At 65.7% G+C, this 12,038-nt stretch carries 9 protein-coding genes and 1 pseudogene; 3 read left to right on the top strand and 7 right to left on the bottom strand.

Annotated features, from left to right (window positions below):
- Positions 1–26: 26 nt before the first annotated feature.
- From A3M7_RS0111490 to hpaR, 7 genes and pseudogenes are all read right to left on the bottom strand, one after another.
- Entirely contained in the window at positions 27–3,296 is a 3,270-nt protein-coding gene (locus A3M7_RS0111490) for a DUF2126 domain-containing protein (protein ID WP_027544073.1), read from the bottom strand.
- A 306-nt stretch (positions 3,297–3,602) separates the two neighbouring features.
- The gene (locus A3M7_RS0111485) at positions 3,603–4,907 is read right to left on the bottom strand and encodes a methyl-accepting chemotaxis protein (protein WP_027544072.1); all 1,305 of its coding nucleotides are present in this window, start codon (positions 4,905–4,907) and stop codon (positions 3,603–3,605) included.
- Positions 4,885–5,406 (bottom strand): PAS domain-containing protein, encoded by a 522-nt coding sequence (locus tag A3M7_RS0111480; protein ID WP_027544071.1) that lies wholly within the window; start codon positions 5,404–5,406, stop codon positions 4,885–4,887. Before A3M7_RS0111480 ends, A3M7_RS0111485 begins: the two co-directional genes overlap by 23 nt.
- 183 nt (positions 5,407–5,589) lie before the next feature.
- A complete protein-coding gene (locus tag A3M7_RS0111475; protein ID WP_027544070.1) occupies positions 5,590–7,113 on the bottom strand; it encodes a UxaA family hydrolase in 1,524 nt (507 codons plus the stop codon).
- A 201-nt stretch (positions 7,114–7,314) separates the two neighbouring features.
- Positions 7,315–8,091, bottom strand: a complete 777-nt coding sequence (locus tag A3M7_RS0111470; RefSeq protein WP_027544069.1) for an HpcH/HpaI aldolase/citrate lyase family protein — start codon at positions 8,089–8,091, stop codon at positions 7,315–7,317.
- A 115-nt stretch (positions 8,092–8,206) separates the two neighbouring features.
- Positions 8,207–8,655 (bottom strand): annotated as a pseudogene (locus A3M7_RS0111465) (Ldh family oxidoreductase); the annotation flags it as partial.
- Positions 8,621–9,139: a homoprotocatechuate degradation operon regulator HpaR gene (hpaR, locus tag A3M7_RS0111455; RefSeq protein ID WP_027544067.1), complete on the bottom strand. Its 519-nt coding sequence runs from the start codon at positions 9,137–9,139 to the stop codon at positions 8,621–8,623. The pseudogene A3M7_RS0111465 and the gene hpaR, both read right to left, overlap by 35 nt.
- A 111-nt stretch (positions 9,140–9,250) precedes the next feature.
- Between hpaR and hpaH the strand changes: the two genes are divergently transcribed.
- Genes hpaH through hpaE form a run of 3 tightly spaced genes read left to right on the top strand, consistent with a single transcriptional unit; the run spans position 9,251 to position 12,019 of the window.
- Positions 9,251–10,057 (top strand): 2-oxo-hept-4-ene-1,7-dioate hydratase, encoded by an 807-nt coding sequence (hpaH, locus tag A3M7_RS0111450; protein ID WP_027544066.1) that lies wholly within the window; start codon positions 9,251–9,253, stop codon positions 10,055–10,057.
- Positions 10,058–10,089: 32 nt separating this feature from the next.
- Positions 10,090–10,488 carry a 5-carboxymethyl-2-hydroxymuconate Delta-isomerase gene (locus A3M7_RS0111445; protein ID WP_027544065.1) on the top strand — a complete coding sequence of 133 codons (399 nt, stop codon included), beginning with the start codon at positions 10,090–10,092 and terminating at the stop codon, positions 10,486–10,488.
- The gene (hpaE, locus tag A3M7_RS0111440; RefSeq protein ID WP_027544064.1) at positions 10,481–12,019 is read left to right on the top strand and encodes a 5-carboxymethyl-2-hydroxymuconate semialdehyde dehydrogenase; all 1,539 of its coding nucleotides are present in this window, start codon (positions 10,481–10,483) and stop codon (positions 12,017–12,019) included. Before A3M7_RS0111445 ends, hpaE begins: the two co-directional genes overlap by 8 nt.
- Positions 12,020–12,038 lie beyond the last annotated feature (19 nt).

Here is a 12,038-nt window from a genome sequence, read left to right as displayed (position 1 = left end):
CGCCTCTCCCTGCCCCACCCTCATACTCATTGCAGGAGCGGGGTTCGCAAGTCGAGGGTCAGCGGAAACTCATTTGTGCGTTCCTCGGGCGGCGGCTGCATCGGACCCGGCGTATGGCCGTGGTCCTGGAAGCGCGCCAGCCGCCGCGCCTCGGCCTCGTAGGTGTTGACCGGCTTGGTGTCGTAGCTGCGGCCGCCGGGATGGGCGACGTGATAGACGCAGCCGCCGAGCGAGCGGCCGTTCCAGGTGTCGATCAGGTCGAAGGTCAGGGGCGCGTGAACCGGAATCGTCGGGTGCAGGCCGGAGGCCGGCTGCCAGGCCTTGAAACGGACACCGGCCACGGCCTCCGAGGAACGGCCGGTCGAGGTCATCGGCAGGCGGCGGCCGTTGCAGGTGATGATGTGGCGGCCCTCGACAAAACCCTCCGCCTTGACCTGGAGGCGTTCGACCGATGAGTCGACATAGCGCACGGTGCCGCCGGCCGAGCCCTCCTCGCCCAGCACGTGCCAGGGCTCCAGCGCCTGACGCAGCTCCAGCGTCACGCCGCCATGATGGACGCGGCCGAAGGCGGGGAAGCGGAATTCGAGCTGGGCCAGATACCATTCCGGCTCGAAGGGATAGCCGAACTGCTTCAGCTCGGAGAGCACGTCCAGAAAATCTTCCCAGATGAAATGCGGCAGCATGTAGCGGTCATGCAGCGCGGTGCCCCAGCGCACGAACTTGCCTTGTTGCGGCTCGCGCCAGAACCTTGCGATCAGCGCGCGGATCAGCAGCTGCTGCGCCAGCGACATGCGCGGATCCGGCGGCATTTCGAGCGCGCGGAATTCGACAAGGCCGAGCCGCCCGGTCGGACCATCGGGCGAATAGAGCTTGTCGATGCAGATCTCGGCGCGGTGGGTGTTGCCGGTGATGTCGACGAGCAGATGCCGGAACAGCCGGTCCACCAGCCACAACGGCGTCTGGTAGCCCGGCGGCGGCACGTGCGACAGCGCGATCTCGAGCTCGTAGATGCTGTCGTGCCGCGCTTCGTCGATGCGCGGCGCCTGGCTGGTCGGGCCGATGAAGAGGCCGGAGAAGAAGTAGGACAGCGACGGATGCCGCTGCCAGTACAAGACCAGACTCTTGAGCAGATCGGGCCGGCGCAGGAACGGCGAGTCCTGCGGTGAGGAGCCGCCGACGACGACGTGATTGCCGCCGCCGGTGCCGGTGTGGCGGCCGTCGACCAGGAAGCGGTTGGCGCCGAGGCGCACCTTCGCCGCGTCCTCATAGAGGCCGGAGGTGATGTCGACCGCATCGCGCCAGCTCTTGGCCGGCTGGATGTTGATCTCGATGACGCCGGGATCGGGCGTCACCTTGATGACCTCGATGCGCGGGTCGAACGGCGGCGGATAACCCTCGACATGGACCTGGAGCTGCATCTCCTCGGCGGTCGCTTCCAGCGCCGCGACCAGCTCGAGATAATCCTCGATGCGCTCGACCGGCGGCATGAAGGCGCAGAGCACGCCATCGCGGACTTCGACCGACATCGCGGTGCGCACCGGAACCGACGTGTTGAGATTCTCGGGCGCGACCCGTGGCGGAGCTTCCGGGCGCGCGGCGAGCGTGAACACCGGCAGCTTGCCCCGCGCCTCCATCGGGTCGCGCTCGATGATGTAGGGATATTGGTTCGGCGGAACGTAGCCGAGCGAGCCGATCGGCAGGCGCAGGCCGAGCGGGGAATCGCCCGGTGTCAGGAACAGATGGTTGCGCCGCAGCGTCCAGCGCTCGCTGCGCCAGCGCGGCGGCGCGTTCCAGCGCTGCACCGGCAGCACGAATCCGCGCGGGGTGTTGAGGCCCTGCTCGAACACCCGCGCGATGCGCGCACGTGCCTCCGGATCTGACAATTTGGAGTCGGTCGGATCGACATTGACGGGAAGCTCGGCTTCCTTCTGAAGCCAGAGTGCGGTGTCCTCATAGGCCGGCATGATGTAGCCGGGATCGAGCCCAAGCCGCAGCGCCGCGCCCTCGATAAAGGCCTCGGCGTCCTTCGTCCCGGCCGGCCGCGGATTCTCGATCTTGGCGATCAGGTCAACATTCTTCCAGATCGGCACGCCGTCCTTGCGCCAATAGAGGCCGAAGGCCCAGCGCGGCAGGCTCTCGCCGGGATACCATTTGCCCTGGCCGTAATGCAGCAGGCCGCCCGGCGCGAAGCGCGTGCGCAGGCGGCGGATCAGATCGTCGCCAAGCGCGCGCTTGGTCGGGCCGACGGCCTCCGTGTTCCACTCCCCCGCCTCGAGATCGTCGACCGAGACGAAGGTCGGTTCGCCGCCCATGGTGAGCCGCACATCCGCGCTCGCGAGATCGCCGTCGACCTGCTCGCCGAGATCGTCGAGTCGCGCCCAGGATTCGTCGGAGAACGGCTTGGTGATGCGCGGCGCCTCGCGGATGCGCTTGACGCTCATGTCGAAGGCGAACTCGACCTCTGCAAAGCCGGCACCGCCGGAGATCGGCGCGGCCGAGCGATAATGCGGCGTGGCGGCCACCGGGATATGCCCCTCGCCCGCCAGCATGCCGGAGGTGGCGTCGAACCCGATCCAGCCCGCGCCCGGCAGGTAGACCTCGGCCCAGGCGTGCAGGTCGGTAAAGTCGTTCTCGACCTCGGGCGGTCCCTCGATCGGATCGATGTCGGGACGGATCTGGATCAGGTAGCCGGAGACGAAACGGGCGGCGAGCCCGAGATGGCGCAGCGTCTGGATCAGGAGCCAGGCGGAGTCGCGGCACGAGCCGGCGCCAGAGGAGAGCGTCTCCTCCGGCGTCTGCACGCCGGGCTCCATGCGGATGATGTAGCGGACGTGCTTCTGAAGCTCGCGATTGAGATCGACCAGGAAGTTGACGGTGTTCGGGGCTTCGTGCGGGATCGTGTCGAGAAATTTCGCGAACAGGCGATCCGGCTTGACGGTCTCGAGATAGGGCGCCAGCTCCGTCTTCAGGTCCTTGGGATATTCGAACGGGAAGCTGTCGGCATAGGGCTCGACGAAGAAGTCGAACGGGTTGACCACGGTCATCTGCGCCGTGAAATCGACCTCGAATTTCAGCTCGGTCGTCTTCTCCGGAAAAACGTAGCGCGCCAGCCAGTTGCCCTGCGGGTCCTGCTGCCAGTTCACGAAATGGTTGGCCGGCGTGACCTTGAGCGAATAGCTCAGGATCGGCGTGCGCGTGTGCGGCGCCGGCCGCAGACGGATGGTCTGCGGGCCAAGATCGATCGGGCGGTCGTATTTGTAGTGCGTGACGTGGTGTAACGCGACGTAGATCGACACGGGGTACGGTGCTCCAGCAGCTTTTTTGAGCAGAACACCTGACGTCAGTGCGATCAAGCACTAACAACGGGCAGAGGGTGCCTATGCAAGGTGCGGGCCGAGTGCGGTGGTCGCCAAGGCCGCGCTGCTTCCCTCTCCCCTTGTGGGAGAGGGTGGCTCGCCGCATAGCGGCGAGACGGGTGAGGGGTGCTGTCCGCATACACGCCTCTCGCTGTGGTGCGTGCGGAGAGAGACCCCTCATCCGGCGCTTCGCGCCACCTTCTCCCACAAGGGGAGAAGGAAGGGCAGCGTGCTCTTCGGATGACGCTACGCCGCGGACGTCAGCCGCTGCAGGAACTGCGTGACCTCGCGCTTGAGCGTCTCGACCTCGCCATGGACGCGTTCGGAGGCGCTATTGACGCGGCTCGCGACGCGGCCGGTGTCGGCGGCGGCTTCGCTGATGCCTGTGACGTTGGAGGAGACCTGGGAGGTGCCGGCCGACGCCTCCTGGACGTTGCGAGCGATCTCGCGGGTCGCAAGACCCTGCTGCTCGATCGAGGTCGCGATCGAAGCGGTGATGCCGTCGATCTCGGCGATGGTCTGCGCGATCGCCTCGACCGCTGCGACCGAATTGGTCGTCGATTGCTGCATCTCGCCGACCTTGGCGCTGATCTCCTCGGTCGCCTTCGCGGTCTGGTTGGCGAGGCTCTTGACCTCGGAGGCCACCACCGCGAAGCCGCGACCGGCCTCGCCCGCACGCGCCGCCTCGATCGTGGCGTTGAGCGCCAGGAGGTTGGTCTGCTCGGCGATCTCGCTGATCAGCTTGACCACGTCGCCGATCCGCATCGCCGCATCCGCAAGCGTGCGGATCTCGCTGCCGGCGCGATTGGCCTCGTTCACGGCGCGTCCGGTGCTCGCGGTCGAGCCGGTCACCTGACGGCCGATCTCGGCAATCGAGGACGCAAGCTGTTCCGCGGCGCTGGCGACGGTGGCGACATTGCGCGAGGCATGGTCGGACGCGCTGAGCACGCCGGAGGTCTGCCGGCTGGTCTTCTCGGCCGCCGCCGCCATCTGGCCGGCGTCGGATTCGAGATCGGTCGCGGCCCCCATGAGGGTGCCGGCCACCTGGTCGAGATGCGTGCCGAACTGCTGTGCGAGGTCCGCAATCTCGACGACCCTGCGGCCGAGACTGTCGGTGCCGGAATTGATGACGGCGGCCGAACGGCGGAACGAGCCGGGCAATCCGCGCGCCAGGATCTTGCGGAAATACTTGCCGCGGCTGGCGTAGTTCATCGACGCCGAGGCTTCGCGCAGATAGGCGTCGGTGATGTCGAGCATGTCGTTGACCGACTTCTGAATGGCGCCGATCCGCCCGGCTTGCCGCTCGCTCAGGATGCGCGCCTCGAGATCGCCGCGCGCCGCCTTGCGGCACACATCCGCGACCTCATCGACCGCCTCCGCCGTGCGACGCTGGCACCAGACGGCATAGCCGAGCAGCACGATCGTCGCGCCAGGCAGCGCCGCACCGGAGATTCCGGTCACACCGAGAAGCGAGAGGACGAACGCAACGACGGCGAGAACACACGCGAGCGCGGTCGCTCCCTGCGCCTTAGAGAGAGAGCACAAATTCATCGTAACCGACACCCTGTTGCTTGAGCAGGCCGACCATCGCATCGAAGCTAGCATGCATGCCGTCCTTGGCATTGGCATGCCGCGCCTCTTCCGCGCACAGCGTCTTGTAGATCGGCTTGATGCGTTCGACCTGCGCCGGATCGGGCTTGCGGCGGTTGGAGTGATAGCCGACGATATTGCCACGCTCGTCGAACGTCGGCGTGACGTGGGCGAACACCCAGTAATGACTGCCGTCCTTCGCCAGATTGACGACGTAGGCGAAGATCTCCTGCCTGGACTGAAGCGTGTCCCAGAGCAGCTTGAAGACGCAGCGCGGCATGTCGGGGTGGCGGATCAGGCTATGGGGGGCGCCCATCAGCTCGGCATAGCTGTATTTCGCCATGCGAAGGAAAATGTCATTGGCGTAGGTGATGCGGCCCTTGAGATCGGTCTTCGATACGATCAGCTCCTCCTCGCCGAGGAGATTTTCCACGCCAGTCGGCCGTATCGCACGCGTCATCGTTGACGAATCCTCACGAAGGCAGCGCCCTCGAAAGGTCGCCCGCATCACCTCACGATTACGGTGCGAAATATTAACCCCGAGTGACCGCAGGAACTCCTGCGGTCATATGGCACCTACGTATGACTACGTAGGTGTCCGCTGTTCGTGCTGCCGGTCCGGCAGCGAGGTGCATCAGCACCGCTACATCGTCGCGCCCAGCACCCAGGGTGCGAACTCGGCGCCGCCGAAATCGAAACTCTCGCTCTTGGTCGGCTGGCCCGAGGCGGTCTTGAGGATGAGCTCGAAGATGCGCTGGCCGCATTGCTCGACGCTCTCCTCGCCTTCGAGGATGGTGCCGCAATTGACGTCCATGTCCTCTTCCATGCGCTTGTACATGGGCGTGTTGGTGGCGAGCTTGATCGAAGGCGCCGGCTTGCAGCCGAACACGCTGCCACGGCCGGTGGTGAAGCAGACCAGATTGGCGCCGCCGGCGACCTGGCCCGTTGCCGCAACGGGATCGTAGCCGGGCGTGTCCATGAACACGAAGCCCTTCTTGGTGATGGGCTCGGCGTAGCGCAGCACCTCGACGAGGTTGGTGGTGCCGGCCTTGGCCATCGCGCCGAGCGACTTCTCCAGGATGGTGGTGAGACCGCCGGCCTTGTTGCCGGGGCTCGGATTGGCGTTCATCTCGGCGCCTTCGCGTTCGGTGTACGCGTCCCACCAGCGCATGAGGTCGACCAGCTTCTCACCGACCTCGCGGCTGACCGCGCGGCGGGTGAGCAGGTGCTCGGCGCCGTAGGTCTCCGGCGTCTCCGACAGGATCACGGTGCCACCATGGCGCACGATGAGGTCGCTGGCGGCGCCCAGCGCCGGGTTGGCTGATACGCCGGAATAGCCGTCGGAGCCGCCGCATTGCAGGGCAACGGTGAGCTCGCTTGCCGGCACCGTTTCGCGCTTCACCTTGTTGGCGTCGGCCAGCGCCTCGCGCACGAAGGCAATGCCCGCTTCCACGGTCTTGCGGGTGCCGCCGACCTCCTGGATGTCCATCGCGCGGAGGCGGCCGGCGAGCTTCTGCTCCTCCATCAGGCCGCCGATCTGGTTCACCTCGCAGCCGAGGCCGAGCACGATGACGTGGGAGAAATTGACGTGGCGCGCGTAGCCGCCGAGCGTGCGGCGAAGCAGCGCTAAGGGCTCGTTCTGCGTCATGCCGCAGCCGGTCTTGTGCGTGAGCGCGACCACGCCGTCGACGTTGGGAAAATCGGCCAGCGGATTGTCGCCGTTGAAGGGGTTCTTCTTGAAGACGTCGGCGACGAGGCTCGCGACATGCGCGCTGCAATTCACGGAAGTGAGGATGCCGATATAGTTGCGCGTGGCGACGCGGCCGTCCGGGCGGCGGATGCCTTCGAACGTCGCCGGCAGGTCGAAATTCGGCGTCGGCTTGACGTCGACGCAATAGGCATAGTCCTTGGCGAAATCGCCCATGCCGCAGTTCTGCGTGTGCACGTGCTGGCCCGGCGCGATCGGTACCGTCGCAAAGCCGATGATCTGGCCGTAGCGCCTGATCGGCTCGCCCACGGCGATCGGCTTGATCGCGACCTTGTGGCCGGAGGGAATGCGCTCGACCGTGGTCACGCCGTCGGCCACCGATGTTCCCGGCGGCAGGCTCGCGCGCGCGATCAGCACGCCATCATCGGGATGCAGGCGGATGACAGGGCTGATGGTCATGGAAGGTCTCCTTGGGTCTTCTAGGTATCGTGCCCCGGACGCTGCGCAGCGCGAAAGCGGTGCGCTGCTGATCCGGGGCCCAGTGTCACATCATGTGTTGGGCTGGCAACCGGGTCCCGGCTCTGCGGAGCGGCACCATAGCGCGTCAAAGACGCGCGTAAACGCGCTTATGGTGCTGCACCGCGTCCGGGACACGGAAGCTTACGCCTTGCCGCCGGAATCCTTGCGGGTCGCGTTGACTTGCATCTTGGCGTAGGTCGTCATCATACCGACCTCGTTCGAAAGCGTCACCAGCTTGAAGCCCATGTTGATGGCGCGCGCCGCGCCTTCGGCGCCGCTGCAATGGATGCCCGGGTTGAGGCCGCGCTTGCCGCACTCCTTGATGATCTTGTCGTAGATCGCGAGGATCTCAGGCTCGGTGCGATCGAGCTTGGGCTCGAGGCCGTAGGAGAAGCCGAGGTCGGACGGGCCGATATAGACGCCGTCGATGCCCTCGACGTCGAGGATCGCTTCCATGTTCTCGACCGCGGTTTTGGTCTCCATCATCGGCAGCAGAATGGTGTCGGCGTTCGCCGTCTTCTGGTAGGAGCCCGCGGTGCCGTACATGCCGGCGCGGATCGGGCCGTTGGAGCGCACGCCCTGCGGCGGATATTTCGAATAGGAGACGAGGTTCCTGGCTTCCTGGGGCGTATTGACCATCGGGCAGATCACGCCATAGGCGCCGCCGTCGAGCACCTTGCCGATGATGCCGGGCTCGTTCCAGGGCACGCGGACCATCGGGGTCACGGGATGCTTGTCCATCGCCTGGAAGCACTGCACCATCGACAGATAGTCCTGCACGCCGTGCTGCATGTCGACGGTGACGCTGTCGAAGCCGCATTGTGCGATCATCTCGGCCGAGAAGCCGGAGGGAATCGCGAGCCACGCGTTGACCACGGCCTTGCCCGACTTCCAGATTTCCTTGACCTTGTTCGCCACGTTGCCTTCCTTCTTTGTTGTTTGGACCGTCGTCACCATGACGAGCGCCGCGACAGCGCGACGTCGCTGTTAGCGCGAACCGGAGCGCCGCGCTACGCTCGCAATGACGCAAGACCTATGCGGTCGCCCTCTGGATGCTGATTTCGCTGACGCCGACCTCGCGGGCGGTATTCACTATCGCCGCCCAGGTCTCATCCGGCAAGGGGATGCCGTTCTGGGTGCGCTCGGCCCTGGTTTTTCGCTCGGGATCGCCGGGAATCAGCACCTGATCGGCCCCGACCACCGGCCTGGTGGCGCGGATGAAGTCGACATGGCGCGAGACCTCTGCATCGAACACATGGGAGGTATCGACCACCTCGGGATCGACATGGAACGCCAGCATGCCGTTGGCGAAGCCGCGCCCGCCCGAGGTGGCTCCGGTTCCGGTCAGCGCGCCCTTCGGCAGCTTCTGCCGCCGCGGCTAGCCACCAGCATCTTGCCTTCGGCGATGACCCAGGTCGCAAAGTCCGGCACGATCGGGTCCTGGCCCTCACTCCTCGGCACTTGCCTCGTTGCCGGCGCCGAGCCCCGCAAGACTCTGTTCGAGCTCGCCGAGCATCTCCTGCAATTCGGCGAGCTTGCGGGCGCCGAAGCGGCTGGTGATCTCCGCGTAGATCGCCTCCGACGTCGGCGCGACGGAGGCCATCAGCTTCACGCCCTCTTTCGAGATCGAGACCATGCTGCGACGCTGGTCCGCCTTCGCGGTCTTGCGCTCGATCAGATTGCGCGCCTCGAGATCGCGCAGGATGCGCGACAGGCTTGGCCCGAGCAGGAACGCGGTGCGCGCGAGTTCCGTGACCTCGGCGGCCTCGATGGCCGCCAGCGCGCGCAGGATGCGCCATTGCTGCTCGGTCAGGCCGTGCTCGCGCAGCGAGGGACGAAACTGCCGCATCACCGCCTCGCGCGCCCTGAGCAGCGACATCGGCAGCGAGCGCGAGAAGTCGCGCATCGGAACCTGCCGTGCGGCAGGCGCGCTTGCGTTGGCGGGATCAGCCGGTCTCTTCGTCATGACGCCCTTTCAAACCGCAAAATGTTTGCAGTGCAGCAAGGTCAGATTCTGTTTGACGCATTCACTTAACATGTTAAGTATCTCCCGGCACCACGATTTGTAAGATCCCAGATGGCGCTTTCCAACGACGATATCCAAGCTTGCGCGAGGCGTCTGCACCGGGCGGAGAAGACCCGCACGCAGATCCGGCAGCTCTCGCAGGATTTCCCTGACATCACCATCACTGACGCCTACGCGATTCAGAAGGCCTGGGTCGACGTCAAGATCGCCGAGGGGCGCCTCGTCAAGGGCCACAAGATCGGCCTCACCTCGAAGGCGATGCAGAGCGCGCTCAACATCGACGAGCCGGATTCCGGCGTGCTGCTCGACGACATGTTCTTCGCCGACGGCGGGATCATCCCGACCGAGCGCTTCATCGCGACGCGCGTCGAGGCCGAGCTCGCCTTCGTCATGAGCAAGCGCCTCGCCGGGCCCGACTGCACGATGTTCGACGTGCTCAACGCCACCGACTTCGTGGTGCCGGCGCTGGAAATCCTGGACACGCGGATCGAGCGCGTCGATCCCAAGACCAAGGCCACGCGAAAAATCTTCGACACCATCGCCGACAATGCGGCGAATGCCGGCATCGTGCTCGGCGGCCGGCCGATCCGCCCGCTGGACGCAGATTTGCGCTGGATCGGCGCGCTCTGTTTCAGGAACGGCCAGCTCGAAGAGACCGGCCTTGCCGCAGGCGTGCTCAATCATCCCGCCACCGCCGTGGCCTGGCTTGCCAACAAGATCGCGCCGCTCGGCCTTGCGCTGGAGCCCGGCCAGGTCGTGCTGGCCGGCTCCTTCATCCGCCCGATCGAGACCCGCAAGGGCGACACAATTCAAGCCGATTATGGCGCCTACGGCTCGGTGAGCTGCTACTTCGCTTAGGCGAACAAAAAAAGACAGGGAGTGAAACCGCCATGCCGCATTTCACGATCGAATATTCGGCCAATCTCGATGGCCGCCTCGACATCGCCGCGGTGTGCGAAGTGGTGCGCAAGGCGGCGGTGGAGACCGGGATCTTCCCGCTCGGCGGCATCCGCGTCCGCGCTGTCAGATGCGAGCATTACGCGATTGCGGATAACAGGCAGGATTACGGCTTTCTCGACATGGTGCTGCGCATCGGCGAGGGCCGTGACCTCAAGACCCGCCAGCAAGCCGGCGAGCATGTCTTCCAGGCGCTCTCCAAACATCTCGATCCCGTCTTCGCCGCCAGCAAGTTCGCCCTCTCGTTCGACATGCAGATCAACGACAAGGACACCAGCTGGAAGCGCAACAACATCCACGACGCCCTGAAAGCGGAGGCCGCCCATGGATAAGCCCACGCCGAAAGCCGATGTGTTCCAGGCCAACCGCGACCGCGTCGCGCCGCTGCTCGAGAAGCTGCGCGCGGAGGGGATCGGCCACATGATCGACGGCAAGATGGTCCCGTCGATATCAGGCGAGACCTTCGAGACGAAATCGCCCGTCGATGGCGCGGCGCTCGCGAGCGTCGCCCGCGGCAATGCCGAGGACATCGACGCTGCGGCGACCGCCGCTGCGCTTGCCTTCAAGTCCTGGCGCGACATGGGGCCCGCGATGCGACGCAAGCTGCTGCATCGCGTGGCTGATGCCATCGAGGACAATGCCGACGACATCGCTGTGCTGGAATGCATCGACACCGGACAGGCCTATCGTTTCATGGCGAAGGCCGCGGTCCGCGCCGCCGAGAATTTTCGTTTCTTCGCCGACAAATGCGCGGAGGCGCGCGACGGCCTCAACACGCCGAGCGACGAGCACTGGAACGTCTCCACCCGCGTGCCGATCGGCCCGGTCGGCGTGATCACGCCGTGGAACACGCCGTTCATGCTCTCGACCTGGAAGATCGCACCGGCGCTGGCCGCCGGCTGCACGGTCGTGCACAAGCCGGCCGAGTGGTCACCGGTGACGGCGGCTATTCTGGCGAAGCTCGTCAAGGAAGCCGGCGTCCCCGACGGCGTGCTCAACACCGTGCACGGCTTCGGCGAGGAAGCCGGCAAGGCGCTGACCGAGCATCCCGCCATCAAGGCGATCGGCTTCGTCGGCGAGAGCGCGACGGGCTCCGCGATCATGGTTCAAGGCGCGCCGACCTTGAAGCGCGTGCATTTCGAGCTCGGCGGCAAGAACCCGGTGATCGTGTTCGACGACGCCGATCTCGACCGCGCGCTCGATGCCGTCGTGTTCATGATCTACTCGCTCAACGGCGAGCGCTGCACGTCGTCGAGCCGCCTGCTGATTCAGCAAGGCATCGCGGAGAAATTCGTCGAAAAGCTGACCGCGCGCGTGAAGGCGCTGAAGGTCGGCCATCCCCTCGATCCCGCGACCGAAATCGGGCCGCTGATCCACGAGCGGCATCTCGCCAAGGTCTGCTCCTATTTCGACGTCGCGCGGAAGGACGGCGCGACGATCGCGGTCGGCGGCAAGGCCTATGATGGACCCGGCGGCGGCCACTACGTCGAGCCGACGCTGGTGACCGGCGCGAACGGCAAGATGCGCGTCGCGCAGGAGGAGGTGTTCGGACCGTTCCTCACCGTGCTGCCCTTCCGCGACGAGAAAGACGCTGTCGAGATCGCCAATGACATTCGTTATGGCCTCACCGGCTATGTCTGGACCAACGACATGGGCCGTGCGCTGCGTGTCGCGGATGCGCTCGAGGCCGGCATGATCTGGCTGAACTCGGAAAACGTCCGCCATCTGCCGACGCCGTTCGGCGGCATGAAGGCCTCCGGCATCGGCCGCGACGGCGGCGACTATTCGTTCGACTTCTACATGGAAACCAAGCACGTCTCGCTGGCGCGGGGCACGCACAAGATTCAGAAGCTGGGAATGTGATCGTCATTCCGGGGCGATG

The sequence above is a fragment of the Bradyrhizobium sp. WSM2254 genome (genome assembly GCF_000472645.1).
Classification (GTDB): domain Bacteria; phylum Pseudomonadota; class Alphaproteobacteria; order Rhizobiales; family Xanthobacteraceae; genus Bradyrhizobium; species Bradyrhizobium niftali.
Note: the sequence above shows the minus strand (reverse complement) of the source record. Positions and strands in the feature narration are given on the sequence as shown.

What these genes read in the sequence shown, in the direction of transcription:
- A3M7_RS0111485 (WP_027544072.1), bottom strand. Translation starts at nt 4,907, where the DNA reads ATGAATTTGTGCTCTCTCTCTAAGGCGCAGGGAGCGACCGCGCTCGCG.
- A3M7_RS0111480 (WP_027544071.1), bottom strand. Translation starts at nt 5,406, where the DNA reads ATGACGCGTGCGATACGGCCGACTGGCGTGGAAAATCTCCTCGGCGAG.
- A3M7_RS0111475 (WP_027544070.1), bottom strand. Translation starts at nt 7,113, where the DNA reads ATGACCATCAGCCCTGTCATCCGCCTGCATCCCGATGATGGCGTGCTG.
- hpaR (WP_027544067.1), bottom strand. Translation starts at nt 9,139, where the DNA reads ATGACGAAGAGACCGGCTGATCCCGCCAACGCAAGCGCGCCTGCCGCA.
- hpaH (WP_027544066.1), top strand. Translation starts at nt 9,251, where the DNA reads ATGGCGCTTTCCAACGACGATATCCAAGCTTGCGCGAGGCGTCTGCAC.
- A3M7_RS0111445 (WP_027544065.1), top strand. Translation starts at nt 10,090, where the DNA reads ATGCCGCATTTCACGATCGAATATTCGGCCAATCTCGATGGCCGCCTC.
- hpaE (WP_027544064.1), top strand. Translation starts at nt 10,481, where the DNA reads ATGGATAAGCCCACGCCGAAAGCCGATGTGTTCCAGGCCAACCGCGAC.